At 41.0% G+C, this 20,736-nt stretch carries 19 protein-coding genes; 5 read left to right on the forward strand and 14 right to left on the reverse strand.

All coding sequences use genetic code 11. The features are described 5' to 3' along the window. The 13 genes from ELZ11_RS17955 to ELZ11_RS18015 form a co-directional block, all read right to left on the reverse strand. The gene (locus tag ELZ11_RS17955; protein ID WP_137358759.1) at window positions 1-1,014 is read right to left on the reverse strand and encodes a GDP-mannose 4,6-dehydratase; all 1,014 of its coding nucleotides are present in this window, start codon (window positions 1,012-1,014) and stop codon (window positions 1-3) included. Further along, window positions 1,011-1,862 carry an NAD-dependent epimerase/dehydratase family protein gene (locus ELZ11_RS17960; protein WP_167494714.1) on the reverse strand — a complete coding sequence of 284 codons (852 nt, stop codon included), beginning with the start codon at window positions 1,860-1,862 and terminating at the stop codon, window positions 1,011-1,013. Before ELZ11_RS17960 ends, ELZ11_RS17955 begins: the two co-directional genes overlap by 4 nt. A gap of 40 nt (window positions 1,863-1,902) precedes the next feature. Next, entirely contained in the window at window positions 1,903-3,216 is a 1,314-nt protein-coding gene (gene rfbH / locus ELZ11_RS17965) for a lipopolysaccharide biosynthesis protein RfbH (protein ID WP_137358761.1), read from the reverse strand. Further along, window positions 3,216-4,298 carry a CDP-glucose 4,6-dehydratase gene (rfbG, locus tag ELZ11_RS17970; protein ID WP_137358762.1) on the reverse strand — a complete coding sequence of 361 codons (1,083 nt, stop codon included), beginning with the start codon at window positions 4,296-4,298 and terminating at the stop codon, window positions 3,216-3,218. Before rfbG ends, rfbH begins: the two co-directional genes overlap by 1 nt. A 3-nt stretch (window positions 4,299-4,301) precedes the next feature. Next, the gene (gene rfbF / locus ELZ11_RS17975; RefSeq protein ID WP_137358763.1) at window positions 4,302-5,075 is read right to left on the reverse strand and encodes a glucose-1-phosphate cytidylyltransferase; all 774 of its coding nucleotides are present in this window, start codon (window positions 5,073-5,075) and stop codon (window positions 4,302-4,304) included. Between the two features lie 20 nt (window positions 5,076-5,095). Next, on the reverse strand, window positions 5,096-6,067 hold the full coding sequence (locus ELZ11_RS17980; protein ID WP_137358892.1) for an FAD-binding oxidoreductase: 972 nt from the start codon (window positions 6,065-6,067) through the stop codon (window positions 5,096-5,098). Window positions 6,068-6,226: 159 nt separating this feature from the next. Beyond that, window positions 6,227-7,222 carry a GNVR domain-containing protein gene (locus ELZ11_RS17985; protein ID WP_137358764.1) on the reverse strand — a complete coding sequence of 332 codons (996 nt, stop codon included), beginning with the start codon at window positions 7,220-7,222 and terminating at the stop codon, window positions 6,227-6,229. A 52-nt stretch (window positions 7,223-7,274) separates the two neighbouring features. After that, the gene (locus ELZ11_RS17990; RefSeq protein ID WP_137358765.1) at window positions 7,275-9,878 is read right to left on the reverse strand and encodes an SLBB domain-containing protein; all 2,604 of its coding nucleotides are present in this window, start codon (window positions 9,876-9,878) and stop codon (window positions 7,275-7,277) included. Between the two features lie 49 nt (window positions 9,879-9,927). Then, window positions 9,928-11,226 carry a capsule assembly Wzi family protein gene (locus ELZ11_RS17995; protein WP_137358766.1) on the reverse strand — a complete coding sequence of 433 codons (1,299 nt, stop codon included), beginning with the start codon at window positions 11,224-11,226 and terminating at the stop codon, window positions 9,928-9,930. Window positions 11,227-11,541: 315 nt separating this feature from the next. Then, window positions 11,542-13,728: a YjbH domain-containing protein gene (locus ELZ11_RS18000; protein ID WP_137358767.1), complete on the reverse strand. Its 2,187-nt coding sequence runs from the start codon at window positions 13,726-13,728 to the stop codon at window positions 11,542-11,544. Next, window positions 13,728-14,468 carry a capsule biosynthesis GfcC family protein gene (locus ELZ11_RS18005; RefSeq protein ID WP_167494716.1) on the reverse strand — a complete coding sequence of 247 codons (741 nt, stop codon included), beginning with the start codon at window positions 14,466-14,468 and terminating at the stop codon, window positions 13,728-13,730. The genes ELZ11_RS18000 and ELZ11_RS18005 overlap by 1 nt, the downstream gene beginning before the upstream one ends. 37 nt (window positions 14,469-14,505) lie before the next feature. Next, the gene (locus tag ELZ11_RS18010) at window positions 14,506-15,174 is read right to left on the reverse strand and encodes a YjbF family lipoprotein (protein ID WP_137358769.1); all 669 of its coding nucleotides are present in this window, start codon (window positions 15,172-15,174) and stop codon (window positions 14,506-14,508) included. Between the two features lie 97 nt (window positions 15,175-15,271). Then, window positions 15,272-15,520 carry a hypothetical protein gene (locus tag ELZ11_RS18015; RefSeq protein WP_137358770.1) on the reverse strand — a complete coding sequence of 83 codons (249 nt, stop codon included), beginning with the start codon at window positions 15,518-15,520 and terminating at the stop codon, window positions 15,272-15,274. 339 nt (window positions 15,521-15,859) lie between these two features. On the opposite strand from ELZ11_RS18015, the gene ELZ11_RS18020 reads away from it, so the two are divergent. The 5 genes from ELZ11_RS18020 (at window position 15,860) to ELZ11_RS18040 (ending at window position 20,061) form a co-directional block, all read left to right on the forward strand. Continuing rightward, window positions 15,860-16,294 carry a rhodanese-like domain-containing protein gene (locus ELZ11_RS18020; RefSeq protein ID WP_137358771.1) on the forward strand — a complete coding sequence of 145 codons (435 nt, stop codon included), beginning with the start codon at window positions 15,860-15,862 and terminating at the stop codon, window positions 16,292-16,294. A gap of 101 nt (window positions 16,295-16,395) precedes the next feature. After that, window positions 16,396-16,863, forward strand: coding sequence for a protein-export chaperone SecB (gene secB / locus ELZ11_RS18025; protein WP_137358772.1), 468 nt, complete (start codon window positions 16,396-16,398; stop codon window positions 16,861-16,863). Between the two features lie 134 nt (window positions 16,864-16,997). After that, window positions 16,998-18,026 (forward strand): NAD(P)H-dependent glycerol-3-phosphate dehydrogenase, encoded by a 1,029-nt coding sequence (gene gpsA / locus ELZ11_RS18030; protein WP_137358773.1) that lies wholly within the window; start codon window positions 16,998-17,000, stop codon window positions 18,024-18,026. Window positions 18,027-18,081: 55 nt separating this feature from the next. Continuing rightward, the gene (cysE, locus tag ELZ11_RS18035) at window positions 18,082-18,903 is read left to right on the forward strand and encodes a serine O-acetyltransferase (RefSeq protein WP_137358774.1); all 822 of its coding nucleotides are present in this window, start codon (window positions 18,082-18,084) and stop codon (window positions 18,901-18,903) included. A 30-nt stretch (window positions 18,904-18,933) separates the two neighbouring features. Next, window positions 18,934-20,061 carry a murein hydrolase activator EnvC family protein gene (locus tag ELZ11_RS18040; RefSeq protein WP_137358775.1) on the forward strand — a complete coding sequence of 376 codons (1,128 nt, stop codon included), beginning with the start codon at window positions 18,934-18,936 and terminating at the stop codon, window positions 20,059-20,061. Between the two features lie 10 nt (window positions 20,062-20,071). On the opposite strand, the gene ELZ11_RS18045 is transcribed toward ELZ11_RS18040, so the two are convergent. Beyond that, window positions 20,072-20,716, reverse strand: coding sequence for a TetR/AcrR family transcriptional regulator (locus ELZ11_RS18045; RefSeq protein ID WP_137358776.1), 645 nt, complete (start codon window positions 20,714-20,716; stop codon window positions 20,072-20,074). Window positions 20,717-20,736: the final 20 nt, after the last annotated feature.

Below are 20,736 nucleotides of genomic sequence, written 5' to 3' on the forward strand. Positions count from 1 at the left end.
TTAACTCAGCCATTCAATCATTCGTCTGATTCCATCTTCTTTGGTTACTTTAGGCTTCCAACCGGTTAAATCATTTAGCTTCGAGGAATCAGCTACAAATACTCGCTGATCACTAGACCTAACAGGCAACTTCTCATAATTAAGTTTTATTCCAGTAACACCTTCCAACAAACTAAATAATTCTAGAAGAGAAAGGCTATTCTCTATTCCACCACCGACATTAAATGCCTTTCCTGATACTTTTTCTTTATTGTCCAATGAAGAATAATATAATGAAATCATATCATCAGCATGTAATACATCACGAACTTGTTTACCTGTTCCTGAAATAGTAAACGGTTTAGTATCTAGTTTTTCTTTTGCATCAAGTGCTTTTTGGCAAAACCAGCCAACCCAACCTTGATCATACGTAGCAAATTGTCGCCCACCATACATTGATGAATGCCTAAACACTGTCGTATTCAATCCAAACAGCCTAGCATAATCAAGCATATACTGATCAGCAGAACCTTTCGAACAGCCATAAGGTGAATGAAAATCAAGCCCCACTTTTTCATCAAAGCCATTGGGAAGTTCTACACACTGGTAACGTGTGTCGGTTTCCTTGTATTCGAATTGCTCTAAATCCCCATAAACTTTATTTGTTGACGAATAAAAGATTGCTGTTTTGGGTGAGTAAAGTCGTACAGATTCAAGGATATTAATTGAACCTCCAATGTTCACTTCAAAATCCATATATGGGTTATCAAGAGAAGTAGTCATTGCTACTTGACCAGCTAGATGAAATATTGCATCTGGCTTGACACGCTCAACTAATCTAGTCACATCATTTTTATTTCGAATATCTCCATGCACAAACTCAAACTCACCAAACGTCCGTAACCACGCCAAATTATCTGTTGTACCCAAGCGAGACAAGTTATCAAATACTATTACCTCATAGCCTTGATTAATTCCGTAAGAGGCCAAATTACTACCTAAAAAACCACATCCACCAGTAATCAATAATTTCATTTTTTTTCTTCCGAAATAGTTAAATTTAACCCATCAGCTAAACTGTATTCAGGCTTCCAACCCAGTGCTTTTAAAGTTTCATTATCAGCGCAACTATACTCTAATTCGAACTTTCTTTCCGGAATAGCTCCAAATTCCAAATTAGACTTCGAGTTACTAAACTTATATATACTTTCTACAACTTCCCTTATTGAAGCGGCAGTACCACTACCTAAAGAGATCGATTTGTTTGTTGATATGGAGTCCACATTAGATATAATCAATTCATAAGCAGAAATAACATCATCAATATATATAAAATCTCTCTTTTGCTTACCAGAAGTTAACTTTAGCGTATTCCCCTGTAAACACTCATCAATGACATAACTAACAAATTTAGTTTTATCGTCACCAGGGCCATAAAAATGTTCTAGCTCGATATTAATAAATTTTGTTTTACAAGTTAGTAAATTAGCTAGTTTAGGAAAGAAACTCTTAGTCGCCGCATATGCGTTAATGTTTTCTGGTAAAGACGAGCCTGTATTGATAAAAACCTTAACACCATATTGACTTGCAAGTTCTAATAAATGGGTAGGGTAGCTTATGTTAGATTCGATTAATTGGGAAAATGACTCTTCTCCCCTACCGTATAGCGCTACAGTATTAATAATTACATCCGGGCGAATAATTTCTAACAACCCATTCAAATCACTATAGTTGCTGGCCTTCTTTACATGAACTTTTGTTTGCTTTAATCGTGTCAAAGATGAAGAGTTACGTACAAAAGCATAAACCTCATGTTTTTCACCTAGATAATTGGCTAATTGACTCCCAAGATAGCCAGATGCACCCGTTACTATAATTTTCATATTCTTCATATTTAAAAAGGGAGCTAGTGCTCCCTATACTTTAAAAGCTAACACCCAAAAACTCTTCAAATTTCTCGATGACAAAATCTAAATGTTCTTGACTGAGACCTGGGAATACACCAATCCAGAATGTATTATTCATTATAAGATCAGTGTTTGTTAAATCACCTACTACACGGTAGTTAACACCCTCAAAGTATGGTTGTCGAGTAAGGTTGCCAGCAAATAGAAGGCGAGTTCCCACCTTATATTGATCCATATACTTTAAGAGTTCGACACGATCAATCCCCGAACCTTCACGAATCGTAATTGGAAAGCCAAACCATGAAGGTTCTGAATTTTCTGTCGCTTCAGGAAGAATAAGAAACTCTTCACATGATGCAAGACCACTTCGCAAATAAGCATAGTTATCTTTACGTTTTTGGACCAAATCATCGACACGATCCATTTGAGCAAGACCGCAAGCAGCTTGCATATCAGTAATTTTAAGGTTATAGCCTAAATGTGAGTATGTATATTTGTGATCGTAACCGTCAGGTAACGTACCAAGCTGTTGTTCAAAGCGTTCACCGCATGTGTTATCGCAGCCTGGCGGACAATAACAGTCACGCCCCCAATCGCGGAAAGACTCTACAAGCTTGCGCAGCTCTTTATCCTTTGTAAATACAGCTCCACCTTCGCCCATTGTTATGTGATGCGCAGGGTAAAAGCTAACAGTAGCAATATCCCCGACACTACCGACCATCTGACCATTATAGGTTGAGCCTAGCGCATCACAGCAATCTTCAATAAGCCAAAGATTATATTTGTCAGCTACACGGCGTGCCTCTGTAAGATCAAAAGTATTACCCAAAGTGTGAGCTACCATAATCGCTTTAGTTTTATCTGATACAGCAGCCTCAATCATCTCTGGCTTGATTTGATACGTTGGAATATCAACATCAACAAATACTGGCACTAGGCCATTTTGAATCGTTGGATTGACCGTCGTTGGAAAACCTGCAGCAACAGTAATTACCTCATCGCCAGGCTTTAATTGGCGTTCGCCAAGTTTTGGTGACGTTAATGCGGTCAGCGCCAGAAGGTTAGCAGAGGAGCCTGACGTTGTAGTTAACACATATGGTACCCCAAGGTACTCACCAAGGCGTTTTTCAAATGCGTCATTGAAGCGACCTGTAGTTAACCACCCATCTAAAGAGGCTTCAACCATTAATTGTAACTCTTTGGCTCCAAGCACCTTGCCAGATGGAGGAACAACACTCTCTCCACCAACAAACGCTTTAGGTGCGTACTCTAACTCTGCATATTTCTCTACAAGGTCAGCAATCTGAACTCTTAATTGCTCTTTTGACATTATTTATTACCTGCTCTTGCGGTCATGTATTCTTTTATTTCATTTATCGTATAAGACTTAATGTCTTCGCCATTCAGCCAAGCTTTTTGCCAACTTACGATTTTTTCTAAAGTCTTTTCTAAATTCCAAACTGGTTGCCAATTCAAGCGCATTTTTGCTTTCGAGCAATCTAGCTTTAGATAATGAGCTTCATGCGGATGTACTTCTTGGCTCAAAAACCACTGAGCATCATCGCCCCACATATGACTTAAGTGATTGACAATAACTTCAACTGGCTGCGCATCATCTTCACGAGGACCGAAGTTCCACCCTTCCGAAAATTCTGAACCTTCGGAGTATAACTTCTCAGCAATTGTAATATAACCTGATAATGGCTCCAATACATGCTGCCAAGGACGAATAGCATACGGGCTTCTAATTTCAACTTTCCGATTTTCAGAGAATGCCTGTAGGATGTCTGGAATAAGGCGATCTTCTGCCCAGTCCCCTCCGCCGATAACATTACCAGCTCGCACAGAAGCTAAAGCGCAGCCATGCTCATCATACTTTTCAGGGTTAAAGAAAGATTGTCGATATGAGGAAGCCACCAATTCAGCGCAGCCTTTACTATTGCTGTATGGGTCATACCCCCCCATAGGCTCCTCTTCTCGATAGCCCCATACCCACTCACGATTCTCGTAGCATTTATCTGACGTAATGTTTATAACTGCTTTAACACCGCCAATTTGCTTAACAGCTTCGAGTAAATAAACTGTTCCCATTACGTTAGTCGAATAGGTTTCCATCGGTTCCTCGTAAGATAAGCGAACTAATGGTTGAGCGGCCATATGAAAAACTATTTCTGGTTTGAAATCATTCATACTTTGACGAAGGTGAGTAAAATCACGAATATCACCTTCCTCTGTTGACATTCCTTCCCATACTTTAGCTTCTTCAAAAAGGCTAGGTGTTGTAGGTGCCGATAAAGAATAACCTTTAACGACAGCTCCCATCTCTTGTAACCAAAGTGATAGCCAACTGCCTTTAAAACCAGTATGGCCTGTAATAAATACACGTTTACCCGACCAAAAAGTAGGTTCCATCATTTACTCCCAAACTTTCCAAGGAGCTTTATTTTCCTGCCATAACTCCTCTAAATAAACTTTGTCACGCAGTGTGTCCATAGGTTGCCAAAAACCATGGTGCTCATAGGCCATCAATTCACCATCTTCAGCCAAAGTGTTTAGCGGATACTGTTCCCATACAGAGGAGTCACCATCAATATAACTAAGAACTTCTGGAGATAAAACAAAAAATCCGCCATTAATCATGGCTCCATCACCCTTTGGCTTTTCCTTGAAACTACTGACTTTACCAGATTGGATATCAAGGGCCCCAAAACGCCCGGGGGGATATGTTGCCGTTAATGTAGCTTTCTTTCCGTGTGTTTTATGGAAGTCAATCGTACTCGTTATATCAATATCACCGACACCATCACCGTACGTAAAACAAAATGCTTCTTCATCTTTGATGTGTTCAGCAACACGAGCCAAACGTCCGCCAGTCATTGAGTTATCGCCAGTGTCAACCAGCGTTACGGTCCACGGTTCAGCACGTTTACGATGCACCTTCATTTCATTATTTTTCATATCAAACGTAACATCTGACATGTGTAAAAAATAATTAGCGAAGTACTCCTTAATTACATAGCCTTTGTAGCCACAGCAAATAATAAAGTCATTAATGCCGTGAGCTGAATATTGCTTCATGATATGCCAAAGAATCGGCTTCCCTCCTATTTCAACCATTGGTTTTGGTTTTACAGAGGTTTCTTCACTTAGGCGTGTTCCAAGACCACCAGCGAGAATAACTGCTTTCATTTTGTTAACTCCAACTAACTTTATTTTGCGGGGGTAAATGCATCTGAAAAGAATTGCCCAGTTGGCAATTCTTTCTGTTCAAAAGCTCTTTTTGCTTGCTCTATCATTTGAGGAGAGCCACAAGCATAAACGTCAAACATTTCAAAACTGGAGAAATCTTGTAAAACGGCATCCTGAACATATCCAACTCTGTTCACTGAGTCTGAGGGCTCTCTCGATAGGACTGGGATGAAGTAAATATTGTCCAAGCTCGCAGCTAACTTATCCAACCCTGTGTCGTAGATATCACTAAAGTATCTCATACCCCAGTAGATATATATAGTTCGGGAATCCTTGCTTTGCGTTAGTTGCTCTACTGCTGCCTTAATTGGAGCTATCCCAGTACCTGTAGCGAGCATAATTATAGGCTTGTCACCACTGCGAACAAAAAACGTTCCTTTGGGGCCTTCAATTCTCATAAGCTGATTAACGTCTAGGTTTTCATCAAAAAGATGCTTGGACATTTTTCCATTTTGAACCCGGCGAATATGTAGTTCTATCTCTTTAGTCTTCAATTTTGCATTCGCAATCGAATAGCTTCGCTTTACGCCTTTATAGTTTAAATCTATATATTGACCAGGTAAATAATCGAAATTTGCCGAAGGAGGGAATCTAAGTTTAAGAACTATTATATCAGGAGCTGGAAAGTATACGCTCGCGACCTTACACGGTAATGTCTGCTGTACAATATCGCTGAGCTCTGGATAATACAAAGCGTTAATGATCACGTCCGTTTTAGCTTGAGATTGGCAAGTCAAAAAATCTCCTTCAGAAATAATCTCACCATTTTCATTCTCTACTTCCCCTCTGACTAATTCCACGGCACAAACACCACAATCACCAGTTTTACAGCTATGCTCTAAGACAATAGATTGCTGCAAAGCATCATCAAGAAGGTTACCTTTACTTTTAAATGCCACTCCAGCAGGCAAAACTTTTACATTGTATTGCATATTCAACAGATATAACTCTTTATTAACATCAACTTCATCTCAGATACTTGTATGTACTGAGCGTTTTGTATTCACTTGAGGCAAGTATATGCTTTTCATATGACTTTAGTCACTTCTTTTGTATGGCCTTTTCAACCCAGACAAAAAATTACTTTCTTGTTATTCTATAGATATCTTCAACCGTTGATTCTTCAAAAACATGTGCTTCATCAACACAGTAGCTACGCCTAACATCCCACCAAGTAATGCAGCTAACACACAAATCAATGCCCTTTTAGGCCCTGATTTTTCTTCAGGAATAACAGCTGGGTCGATTGTCTTAAAAGCAAACTCTGCTTCGACTTCCGCCAACATTAAATTTTTAGTTTGTTCTTCTATCAACTGAAAAAAAACTGAACGCATGTCAGAAATATTTGTTTTTTCAAGCTGCTGCTCCAAATAACCTATATTGCGTTTTGTTTCATTTAGTGATTTCTCTTTCATCCATAAGTTTAAATCATCGACTAGCCATTGCACCCACTGCTGTGCGATATTTGGTGACAGATGAGTGATAGAGATAGTCACCAACCCAGAATCCTTAGCTTCAGAAACACTCAAGACCTGCTTAAAAGCTTTATAGGCCTCCCAATCTGTTGGAGCCACTGAGCGACCGGAAGGAACCTCTCTTACCCACTTTTCATTAGTTTCATCGTACAAATCAGCTTGAATAAGTAGAGTGTTAGATGTTTTGTCCCACTCCTTAGCGGCAATTAGCGGCACTAACAATTTATGCTTGTCTATAAATGCATTTAAAAATTGACGAGAGTTCAAAATAGCTAAAGGTAAAGTTTTACTATCTACACTAGCACCACCAATATTTATGCCAGCTAAAGACGCCAAACCACCAAACTGTGCTGCCATTGCAGCCATCCCACTTCTTCCACCGTCATTAGAAGATGTAAGTACTGATTCCGCTTTATAAACATTTGGCTGAGATAACGCATAATGCACACCAATTATAGAAAATAGAATGGTGATGGTAATAATTATCCACTTGCCTTGCCAAAGTTCGTAAAAAACGTCAGCAATACCCATGCCTTTTACGCTTTTTACCTGCAGGTGTTGCTCGGTATAACCAAACGGCTCGTGAACTTCTTGTACTTGCGATTTATTCATAACTTACTTACCAGTTGAAAGAAGTAGCATAACAGCGATCGAACTTTTCAATTTAGTCTTTAACCGCACTCCAAGCGACACCAATTTGGTACAGTATTTGAGTCGCCGAAGTTAGACTGCTCAATCCATCAAGGTAATCTGTATCAATTGGTACTATAATAGTATCACCAGGTTCCAGTGGTTGTACCTTTCGGCTAAACCAAAACGAGGTGTTAGGTAAAGACACTGAGCCATCAGCTTTCACCACATAAATTCGGTCTGTATCTGCTTGCTTTTTCGTTCCTCCTGCAGAGTAAACATACTCCTCTAGCGTCATTCCAGGCCTAAATGTGTGATTAGACGCATACTGAACCTCTCCCATAATCGCGACAGTCGGGTTAACCGCGGGTACATACAGCTTATCACCCTTCTCTAACATAACGTTAGCTGGCCTATCGCCTTCTAGTGCTTTTTCTAAATCAATAACCAAGCGGCCTACGGCTTCAGTTTTTGCTAGTTCATCTGCTATAGCTAAAGCATCGGTAGGCTGAGTTGTATAGGTTGCTGAAGAGTTTTGGCGTCGCAATGCTAGCCCTCCAATCTCTTGCTTTAATTGCAAGTTCAACAATTCTAAACGTTCTTGTTCCTGACGCTTTAAACGTTCACGGCTAAAAACTGCACCTTTTGGATAAGCAAAGCGAGTAAAGCCGCCGGCACGTTCCACTATATCTTTGAGCGTTTCCCCTCTTTGAAAAGAATAAACCCCTGGAAAAACAACCTCTCCTTGAAGCTCAACTATCATATCTCTCTGCCAATTTGGCTGGGTTTTCACAACTAAGTGATCTTGAGCGTAAAGCTGTATTAAATTCTTATCATCTAGTGCATCGCGTAGTGAAAAAGAATGATGTGTAGCGGAAAACTTATCATCTCTCGTATTTCGGCGAGTCAGTTCCGCCTTCATTAGATATGCTTTTTCACTCAGTCCACCAGCAGCTGCGATAACACTCGCAACGCTTTCACTTTCTGCTAGAGGATAAGTTCCTGGAAACCTAACGGCTCCGGAAACTTCTATGAGTTTGGCAGGCGATTGATATGACGATTGAGCTTTCAATCTTTCAACTATAGGCTTTAAAAGCTCTTCTCTACTAACTTGACGTACAGTTGCTGACTTTGATAATTCATCAGCATCATCAATTTCCAGGCTCGCAACATCTTGTTCAACAATCAAAGCACCCGTTTGAGCATCAAGTCTTTCTTTGTCGCCCTGCTTTTCATGCGTTATAGTTACTTTCTTATTTGTATAAGCACCAAACCAATAATCAGTTTCTATTCCGTTGTCAAAAACAAAAATTTGGTCTCTTTCATGCAATAACAGGTTATCTTTCGAGTTTGGTACCTCAATCGCCTTCAATAAACTGAACTGATGAACAGAGATTTCTCGCGAAGTCAGATCTTCTCTGACAAGTAACGAGTAATTAAGGTCTGCGTTTTGCTTCAAATCACTATTTAGAGAACTAATTACGTCGTTAACTCTCATACCTTCTTTAAAGTTATACGCACCTTGTCGAATCACCTCGCCTCGAACAGCGATAGCATTGTTCAACGTTTGTGATATTGGGCGAACTATTATTTCATCGCCATTTTCGATTACTAGATTTCGACTAGGTGGATTCGATAAATCAACCGTAATTTGCTCTACGCCAGAATCAGTTATCCGCTTTATGCCTATTTTAGAAAGATATGCTTGTGGTTTCGCCCCCCCAGCTATGCTTAGTAACTGAGTCAGCGTCGTTTTTCCTTTGAGCTCATAAATTGCAGGTCGGTTAACTTCACCTTCAATAAGGACATTGGAAGTTTTACTAGGCACAAATAAAGTGTCACCAGCAAGTAAACGAATGTCCTTTGAGGTATCTCCTTTCAAAAATAGTTCATAGAGATCAAGGGTAGCGATTGTTTGCCCTTTTCTTTTTAACTGAATATTTCGTAATGTCCCAGACTCTTTAATCCCACCACTCGCAATAATCGCTTGTGTCAGAGAAGTTAATCCATTCACATTGTAAGCACCTGGTTGAACCAACTCACCAACTACAAATACTTGCATGGTTCGCATCGCCCCCATTGAAACTACGACTTCGACCCCCATAACTTTCTGCTTAACTATCTTCTGAACATGATTACGTAGATCTTCGAAGCCAAGCCCTGCTACAAGTACTGGCCCAAATTCTGGGAAATGAATATAACCCTCTCGATCGATGACCAGTTCCAGTTCCTGATTTCTCTTTCCGTATAGCTGTACCTTAACCCCATCTCCAGACTCCATTACATAGTCTAGAGGAACTGGTAGGGTATCAACCGTAAAGTCCATCGGCTTTCCAGCAAAGATATCGTAGCCAAACGCTTTTATTACCTTATCTTCTTCTGACGTCGCTCTAGTCTTAACTTCGGGTGGCGCTGTTGAGCGTTCTGGGGGAATCATTTGCTTTGGTTCTTCAGTGGATACTGTAGCTTGAGATGTTAACGCGCTGATATCAACACCATATTGTCGTGCCAATTGTTCTTGCTGAGCTTTAGGTAAGTTCTGAAACTGTTGAATTTGAGCAGGACTAGGGTTAAACGCAACAGCCCAACCACCAATAACACTGGCGAGAATAACAAACACTGATTTCTTTAAAAGCATATATGTTCTACAAGTTTAATAGACATTGAGGAAGTACGAACAAGGTTATTTAAAACCTAAACTCATACCCTGACCAAAAATTCATTTGATTTTCTCCTTTCATATTGTCGTCCACCGAGTTTAAATACGAGGCTCCAACATGAACCATGCCAGACAATGCTGGCTGACGGTAAGTTGCTTGGACTAACGTATCCTCCTGTGCATACATTTTTGATTGCTGGACACTAACACTTATGCTGTGATCATTTTTTAATTGAATATATGTAGCAACTGAATAACTCTCTTCAAGTAAAAGTGTATTTTCCATCCCACTTTGATATCCTGAAGAGTATTGATTTGATAAATCAATTGATTTATTGTCACTTTGCTGGGTTTCTATCACAACCCTAACGGTATTCCATGACATGTCGAAGCTGCCAGTCCAGCCAACAATCCATGAATTCAAACAAAACTCATTGACACTAGAAGCCAGTTCTGTATAGATGTTGTGATAGAGCAAATTCGAGCTTGACATCCCTATACTTGGTAACACCAATTTTGCATCTGAACTAAACAGCTCGTCACCTTGACTTAATTTCCTTTCATCAAACCACCTTTGGTATGCAAAACCAAATTCAACATTTTCAAGTGGTTTAGAGGTCAGCCGTGTAGCATTATGATATTCAAAGATGCTATCTTGCGGTTTGGCTACAATAACTTCGACTCCCCATACGCCTAACCAGTTATTCTCACCAATAAAGCTCGCACTAATATCCGGAGCAGCCTTAGCATATGAAGCTAATGTTAAATTATGCTGCCAACCTTGCCCCCACCAACGGTCTAAAGTGCCGATAGAGAATAGCCAAGCTCCTAAGTTCAATGAAAGGTAAGAGTTTTCCCAGCGAATATCTGTCTCTTGATGAAACTTGGAGTAACCTGTAGTTAATCTAAATGAATAATCATTATCTAAATATTCATAACTCGCATAGCTAGCCCACTCGTCTTTATTAAACTGGCCAAAACCGGAATAAACAGGCTGCTCGGTGGAAAAAACAAAGCCAACACCACGGTTACCTCGATTAAATTTTGCAGAATATAAAGTATAAGAAAGTTCGTTTATTGCTGTGTTAATGCTGCGAGAATATAGAAGGGGGTCCGATAAGTCATCACCAAAAGCAGACCAACGTAATGGGTAATGGTTTACTGGGGACGAAATGATATTAGAGTCAGAAAGTAAAACAAGGGAAGAACGTAAGAAAGGATCATTTGCTTCCAGCCACGGAGAAGCTTCAACAGAAAAAGGAACTAATATTATCAAGCTAATACTAGCTAAACTAGAGCGACTGGTATGAACACACATAGCGTTCATCAAAACATTCCTTTGTTTAATATGTCCCACTGTTTAGCCCACGACCTTGACGAATAAACATTAAATTAGTAACGCTACCGCCCATAGGCATTAACGCAATCCCACTGCGTAGCTGATAGTTTTACATAATAATCTAAGAGTTATCTTTGATATTATCCATATTTACATTAACTAAGCAAAAGCTTTTCCAAAGTTCGGCACTCAAACCGAACCAGCTTCGCAAAGTAGTAATGTTTAATGACTTACAATGAAATTTAAAGAGGCTTTACTCCTTAACGCGATAGTAAAATATCGTAACAAAGCATTTTTGGGAGTTTACTCGACTGAGTTTGGCCTTTGTAACCAAGAAGAACGAGCATCTGTCTGATTAAATAATTCATGTTGTTTATTCAGCATTTGCCCGCCATCTCTAGTGATAGGTAACCATTCAAAACCAGCTCGATTTCCACTTGGTTTCACTGTAATCAAGTCAAACGGAATCGAAACATAGAAGCCTTTAGTGTAACTCCCTTCTCCGTAATCTTCGACACTCATATTTGTGAAGCTAGCAAAAGCCCCAGCAATCACACCACTTTTAAATTGTTTCGAAAAGTCAATACGCGTACCTACATCACCCGCTAAGAACTTACCAAAGCCCAACTTAAATAAAGTATCATCAAACATTTTCCACTTGGGCATATAATAACCAGTGATGAAGCCTGTTGTCCCTTGAGTCATCACATTGTAGTAGCGACCATCTTCTTCACTGAACTGCCTTTCTTGGTCATATACACCAAGCCAACTATCAGGATCTCGCTGTGAAATCGCCGTTAAGTCGGCTCCTATAGCCCAATTACTATTTAAAGGACGATACAAGATTTCGCCACCGACACCTGCGAACATACTCTCTAAATAACCAGCATAAGCCTGGCTATAAATACCATGACTGTAATCTTCAAACCACGTCATTTGTAAATGGTCCATACGCACCGGGTTATCGTGAACGTAATCACGGAACATGGTTCTCACACGAGGTACAGAAGTGCCATCTGGTGGCGCGATATAATTAAACTGGTCGTAGTTATCGAGTAAATTGAAATAAACAGAACCAGACATTTGTACTTTATCAGACAGCCATAAAGAGGCTCCGGTATTAATACCCAAGTTATATAGATAAAAATTTTCTGCCGAGCCAAAAGACTGGGTCAAATGTGGGGAAACCGAATAATCAAAACGTTCTCTTCCATCAAAGTAAATCACTTTAGATTCGCCCGATGGCTCATGCTCTGTCACTGAGTCAGAAACATTTGCATTAACATACTCATCATTTGCGACTTTTCGATACTGTTCAGCATCAATATGCTGCTCGGTAATAATATTCGACTGCTTGGCTTCAACAATTTGATAAGTCGTAATATAATCAGGGACAGCGTTGGCAATTACAGCTGCTGCTCTTTCTAAAGCCTCATTTCGATCTCGATATTTCACCTGGTCACCTTTAACGATGATAGTCTTTTCATCCACCATGATCTGATTATTTTCATAACCGGCTATAATATCTAACTCTTGACTTAACTTAGTGAATTCTATGTCTTCTACCGATTCAACTTCGTGCGGTCTCAACAGAGGTGCTTCTGTATCACGCCAAGTCCCTTTTAGCTCATTAAAGTTGGTCGTGAGGTTGAACCCTAAGGTCAGAGTATCACCGCGCTCATAACTGACCTTCGCAACTCCCCAATCGTCAAGGCGATAAACAGCCCCCACATTCCACGGAGTATGCTGTGTCATATTAACCCCACCTCGAGTTACCGGAAAGTCTTGGGTATAGTCGTTACTGTCATACTCCAACTTAAAGGAGAGAGGCGTATAAGACGTCTGATATTCTAACCCACCGTAAATAGAAGCAGGCCCTTTGAACCACCGCTCGAAATCGACGCTCCCCCCATTATTTTGGGTATCAGAGCTTCGTTCACAAAACTTTTCACTAGCCTTACAAAACGGATTGGTTACATTCCCACTTTGCCCCATGTAACCCCACCCCATACCAAGAGTAACATCTAACGGACCAAAGCGTTTTGTTCCTGCAATAAACTCACCATCATACAGCCCTGTACCACCAAAATCACGGATACCGACAGCTACCTCTGGCAAATAGTAAGTCTCTTTTAATAAGCGCGCTTTAAAGTCTATTCCTTTATCGGTATAGGCTGTATCGCCACTAAAAGAAGGATCATTGCTGTAAAAAAGGTCTTGAATCAGCGTATAACGAATCGTAGCTTCGAACCAAGGCATTAACTGAAGGCTAACGTTATACATGTGATATTCGTTATTCCACGAACCACCTACATTAAACTCCCCTTCAGGAGACATCCGCCCTGTCGGCATCTGCATCAGACCTGTGCCACCAAAATCCATTTGTGATGGTTTTAATTCTGGAAAGCTAAAGCTTTCAGTTCGAACAGAAAAAGAGCTTACAACTGCCATTGACAGCAAAGAAAATGGAAATAACGATACTGAACGCATTACAAGTTAACCTTATGGCGTAGAAGCTCTATAACATCTTGGTTAAGGGTGGAAAACTCACTGGGTAGAGAATCAAAAGCGATGAAAAGAATTGCCCCTGGAGCAAAATAGCGAGGGGTGAAATTCCAATAGGCATAAGGTACTTCTATAACCTGTCCATCAGGCTGAATCACGTATGCTAGGCTTGGATTAGCCGATTTTGTTACTTCACCTTGTGGTAACTGATTTAAATAGTCGGTCAGCTGTCCCCCTTCGATCACTGGTAACTGGTGCGAATCTTTAATCGCGCCAAATAGTTCAACGAATTGCGGTCTCTCTTTAAGGTAAAGAGCAAAATGCCCACTTAACTGAGGGTTGTGCTGTAACTGAGAGATGACAACGTTCCTGTTCAAATCAATAAACACCCGATATGAAAACTTCTGGTCCTTTAACTGTTTCAACAAGAACCTAGCGTCCGGGTTACTCGCTGAGTAAATCGAGAGCTGTCTAAATACTTTTTCTTTATGCGCTTCTATTGTTCCATCTTCATTTAAGGCAAAGAGCTGCGCTGCAAGGCTAAAGTAGCTACCTAACCCACTCATATTAACATCATTTAAAACGTGCTCTAACCTGGAAGGCTTTTCATAATTATACGTGGCTCCACTAATTGGGAGTTCAACGGTTAACTCACCAGAGAATGCGTTCCCGAGAATAGAGCCCAGCACACCAACTGAAATAATCATTTTATTCAAAAACTTCATGCTAATCCTGTACAAACAATCCATTAAGCAAAGTTGCCTACCCTTTAAAGTCTTTCAGAATCGTCATTTCAATTTTTGTCATATCTGGCCCCAGGTACTGAATCGTTTTCACTACTTGCCCAGATTCATTAACCCAAAATAGATTTTCTATCGTTTGCCCTAAAGATGGAAAGTCAATTTTCTCGGAGAATTTTTGTGTTTCTATACTATTAAGCGGAGTGATGATTAACTCATCATTAAGGTAAGTACGAGTAACATTTGCGTGATATCCGAAACGGTAGTCCGGCTGCCAATCGTAGCGAGATCGCCACGTTTGCGATTTAGGCTCTGCAGATAGGTCAAAAGCTGGCGCATTATTTCGCATCGCTACTAAGTTTTCATATGGCAATTGTAAGGTTTCAACAACTCGTCCATTTTCTGTCACTATTAATACACGATCTGAAGACATCCACTTAAGCTGTAGCGATCCAGTATTTGTGTCGACTTCAGCAAACGCTAAAACCATAAAAATTTGACCCTGGCCATTAATCTCAACATAAGCACTAGAATAAGGAAGTTCAGCGATCGAGTCAGATGATAGAACGATATCGTCTCCACCGTTCCAATACTCCAAAAAAGTAGAATTAACATCTTGAAATTGCTGAGAGCACCCAACCAACAGTAGAACATTAAGTAAGGACGATAGCTTTAGTACTTTGGTAGTCATAAGTAGAAGTTATCTATTAAATTCACAAGCTATGAAATATAAAAAGCCACTTTATGCTATGCACAAAATGGCTTTACCATAATAACGGCAAAACAGATTACTGCGCCGTTACAGTCGTTGTTGTAGCACCGCTATCAGAGGAAGCAACAGCTACCGCACCGGCAACAGCCACCGCACCTACTGCTACAGCTGTTGTTGCGGCAGTTCCAGCAGCAGCACCAGCAGCAGCTGTACCACCGGCAGCACCACCAGTAGAAGCTGCACCAGCAGTTGCAGTTTCTGTTGCAGCAAGAGCTGCGCCTGAGAAGCTAACAGCTAGTGCTGCAGCCAAAGCAATCATTTTCATAGTATTCCCTATTAATATAAACGTTTATACCGATACTAGACTAGCCAGCACCAACAAGTTGTTCAGCTTAAACAACTAATTAACAATAATAGAGGCATAAACTCATTAAGTAAATGTATAAACATTAAGCAAACCACCAAAGTCAACTTGTTATACGCAAGTCTTATGAGATAAATGCCACCAATTAGTAATACCGACTAATTTCATTAACAAGGCTACTCAACCGTCATATTAATGCCTCCGCTCTTGATTTATTCACAATGCCATTTCATGAATAGTCAAACCTAGCTATACTTCGAGCTGATTATTTTTAGCCCCAAAATGGTAAGAGCGCAGGATATGCAAGAATACGTAGCATTTTTTCAAGAGAACATGATTCTCGCCGTTGTATGGATTGGCCTTGTTGTGGCGATCATCATGAATATCGTAAAAACCTCAACAGCCGCATATAAAGAAATTACAGCAGCCCAGACGACACAATTACTCAACCGTGAAAATGGTGTAGTGGTTGATATCCGAACTAAAGATGAGTTTAAGAAAGGTCATATTACTGACGCAGTTCACATTTTACCTTCAGATATCAAAGCAAATAACTTCGGTAGCCTTGAAAGCCGCAAAGCAGACCCAATCATTGTGGTATGCAAAACAGGCCAAACAGCTCAAGCAAGTGCAAACTTACTGGCTAAAGCTGGTTTTGAAAATGTGAGCCTTCTAAAAAGCGGACTTGTCGCTTGGAGTGAAGCAAACATGCCACTGGTCAAAGGTAAGAAATAAAGTCGAAACTCGGCTAGAACGTGAACTTTGCCAACACTGAATACCAAGATTTGGTTCTTCTAAGCAACCAGATCTAAGCAATAATTTTTAAGGATTAAAAAATGGCTGAAGCAGCACCACAAGAAGCACAACAAAACTTTGCAATTCAACGCATCTTCCTAAAAGACGTATCTTTCGAAGCGCCAAACTCTCCAGACATGTTTCAAAAAGAGTGGAACCCAGATGTAAAACTGGATCTAGACACTCAAAGCCGTGAGCTAGGTGAAGGTGTATACGAAGTCATCCTACGCTTAACCGTTACAGTAAAAAATGCCGAAGAGAACGCGTTCCTTTGTGAAGTTCAACAAGGTGGTATTTTCTCTGCAGCTGAAATGGAAGCTGGTCAGCTAGCCCATTGCCTAGGCGCTTTCTGCCCGAACATCTTGTTCCCATACGCTCGTGAAACTATCTCTAGCCTAGTGGTAAAAGGTACTTTCCCGCAGTTAAACCTTGCACCAGTGAACTTCGATGCATTGTTCATGAACTACCTTCAAAGCCAAGCACAACAGGCTGAAGGCGAGCAAGCTTAATAGCTCAAATTTAACTTAAAGAAAATAAATGCACAGAGTATCTTTCTATAGATGCAATGTGCATTTTTTATTTATACTCACTTCTACTTTAGTTAGATACTCAACATATAACTAACCTTATATTAGGCGGAAGCATGACAAAAACAAACAATGCCTACGGAAAAGAAATTGCAATGACAGTTATCGGAGCTGGCTCATACGGCACGTCACTGGCAATTTCACTCGCACGTAATGGCGCTAACATTGTGCTTTGGGGGCATAACCCTCAACACATGGCCAGATTGCAAGAAGACCGAGCAAATCACGAGTTTTTGCCTGATATCACCTTCCCTGAAAGTCTTATTATTGAATCTGACTTATCCAAAGCGGTAGCGGCTGCTAAAGATATCCTTATCGTGGTGCCAAGCCATGTATTTGGAAACGTACTCACCAGCCTTAAGCCTCACCTGAAGAATACTTCTCGTATTTGTTGGGCAACCAAAGGCTTGGAACCAGAAACAGGCCGCCTGCTTAAAGAAGTCGCACACGATATTATTGGTGCTCAGCATTCTCTAGCCGTTCTTTCCGGCCCCACTTTCGCCAAAGAGCTCGCGATGGGTATGCCGACTGCGATCTCTGTGGCTTCTCCCGACCAAGAGTTTGTACGAGATCTTCAAGAAAAGATTCACTGCAGCAAAACCTTCCGCGTATATGCGAACTCAGACTTCATTGGCATGCAACTCGGTGGGGCGGTGAAAAATGTCATTGCGATTGGCGCAGGCATGTCTGATGGCATAGGTTTCGGCGCAAATGCGCGCACCGCATTAATTACGCGTGGATTAGCTGAAATGACGCGTCTCGGCGCTGCATTAGGAGCCCAACCAGAAACCTTTATGGGAATGGCCGGATTAGGTGACCTAGTCCTAACCTGTACCGACAATCAGTCACGCAACCGTCGCTTTGGCCTTGCTCTAGGATCGGGGAAAGATGTCGATACTGCTCAAGAAGAAATTGGCCAAGTTGTTGAAGGTTACCGTAATACAAAAGAAGTGTGGCTATTAGCAAGCCGCATGGGCGTAGAAATGCCAATTGTTGACCAAATTTACCAAGTGTTGTATCAAGGTAAAGATGCACACATTGCCGCGCAAGATCTTCTTGCTCGCGATAAAAAATCAGAAAGATAGTATTAGGCCCCAAGCCTGGCTGTTATGGAAGAAAGCCAACCCAAGGATCAAATGAATGAAGCACTGTGAAAAATTAAAAGTGTGGCAAGCTATTGTTCGCGAAGCACGAACTCAATCTGAGCAAGAACCGATGCTTGCAAGCTTTTACCATGCCACCATCATTAATCACGATAGTCTTGGGGCTGCTTTAAGTTATATTCTCGCCAATAAGCTAAAGACTGCGTCTATGCCCGCAATGGCTGTTCGTGAAGTGGTAGAGCAAGCGTTCTCAGAAGATCCAAGTATTATTGAAGCTGCCGCTTGTGATATTTGTGCGACCGTCACCCGTGACCCAGCAGTTGAGATGTACTCGATGCCTCTTTTATACCTGAAAGGCTACCATGCCCTACAAGGTTACCGAGTGGCAAATTGGCTGTGGAAGCAAGGGCGAATCGCCTTAGCCACCTATTTACAGAATCAGATTTCAGTTGCTTGCCAGGTAGATATCCACCCAGCAGCCAAAATAGGTCGAGCCATCATGCTCGATCACGCCACCGGAATTGTCATCGGTGAAACTGCTGTGGTAGAAAATGACGTTTCTATTCTTCAGGACGTAACTCTTGGCGGTACAGGTAAGGAAGGTGGCGATCGTCATCCTAAAATCCGTGAAGGTGTAATGATTGGTGCTGGCGCGAAGATCCTAGGTAATATCGAAGTGGGTGAAGGAGCCAAAATTGGCTCATGTTCTGTTGTTCTACAACCAGTACCGCCACATACTACTGTTGCGGGTGTTCCAGCGAAAGTTGTCGGTAGGCCAAAGACTGATAAACCGTCTTTAGACATGGACCAAGCCTTCAATGGGAAGACTCAACGTTTCATTCATGGCGATGGAATTTAACCTTCGAAGACCACTAAGGAAAATAGGCACGTGCGCTATAAAGCTACTTTACGTATTACTTTGCTTTCAACATTGACATCTATTTTCTTCTTCGTCGGTATTCAGCCATCTCAAGCCGCTTCACAAAGTGAGTTGAAAGGTGTAAAAAGTGAAATAAACCGCCAAAAGCAAGGACTAACAGCACAACAGCAAAAGCTTGATACTCTCCAGCAATCTTTGAAGAAGCAAGAGCTCAGCATCGCGAGCCTTGGCCAAGATATCAAACAAACTAAGTCTCAACTTTCTCAATCAAAAACAAACATTAGTAAACTCGAACACCAGATCAAACAGCTGAACACTCAGAAAAATACGCAAACAGAGAAGCTTGAAGAGCTTCTTCAAACTTACTACGTCACTCAACGAGCTAAAGCCCCTTCTCATATATTAAATAGCGGGATAGAAGAAGATCGTATTAGCCAATACTACCAACATTTGGCAAAGTCGCGCGCTGATGCCATTGTCCAATTAGAGCAAACCCACCACGAGCTCAAATCGAGCCGTACCCAATTAGCGCTTGAAGAACAGAACCTGACCGACCTACTGCAGCAACAAACCAAAAAACGTAACCAACTATCCGCTACTCAAACTAAGCGGAAGAAAACAGTGGGTAGTATCAAGAAAAATATATCTGGTGATAAAAATTATCTTGCCGAATTACAACGCAATGAAACCCGCTTAAAAGCTGAAATTGCCAAAGCAGCTAAGAGAAATGCTATTCCTATGGATGGGCTAGCTAAGCGCAAAGGCCGACTGCCTTGGCCGCTAAAAGGTAAAGTGATTCACAATTATGGTACGCGTCAAACAGGCCAACTCAACTGGAAAGGCATGGTTATCGATGCAAACTATGGCCAAGCAGTAAAATCTGTTTATTCCGGCACTGTCGTATTCGCAGAATATCTAAGAGGGTATGGTTTGGTTGTGTTACTGGATCACGGTAAAGGTGATATGACGCTATATGGGTTCAACCAAGCTCTTGTCAAAAAAGAAGGGGATAAAGTCACGGCAGGAGAAACTATCGCTTTAGCTGGTGATACTGGCGGACAAACTCGACCATCTCTGTACTTCGAAATACGCAGAAATAGCCAAGCTCAAAACCCTAAAAGATGGTTAACCAACTAGGTGCTAGCGATCAAATGTTAGTAACATTTAACGTTTTTACGCCATCTTCTAGTAACAGTAATTGTTCCATCCCTTGCTCTGTCGCGATAGGTTTTACCACAGCAATCATTTGCAGCATCCCTTGATGCACGACTTGCTCAGTAATTTTCACTTTAGGTGACATTGCAGATTGGTAAGCTAGCCAACTCGATGCAATAAGGTGAAGCGAAGTGACAAGAGACTTCATTTCCACCTCATTTACTTGAAGCAATTTCATCTCAACAAACGCACGCATAATATTAATCAGATTCGTCTGCAGGCGCTCTTGTACAGATATGTAGTCTTCGTGCAGCTTTTCGTCTCTCGAGAGGATTTCAGGCAAATTAGCGTAGAAAAATCGATACTTCCACATCAGAGTGAAAATTGAATCAAGATAATGTTTAAGGAGAGTTAAGCTTTCTTGTTGCCCCTGAATAGGAGTGAAGCGCTCTAGTAGCTCTTCGGAGTAAAGAGTAAAAATCTCACGGACAATCTCTTGTTTATTGCGAAAGTGGTAATACAAATTACCAGGGCTAATCTCAATATGCTCTGCAATATGGTTAGTTGTAATACTGCGCTCACCATGCTCATTAAACAATTCTAACGCTGCGTATACAATCTTGTCGCGTGTCTTCATTTTATTGGTATCCCTATCCG

It is taken from the genome of Vibrio profundi (assembly GCF_005281835.1).
In the GTDB taxonomy this organism is placed as follows: Bacteria; Pseudomonadota; Gammaproteobacteria; order Enterobacterales; family Vibrionaceae; genus Vibrio; species Vibrio profundi.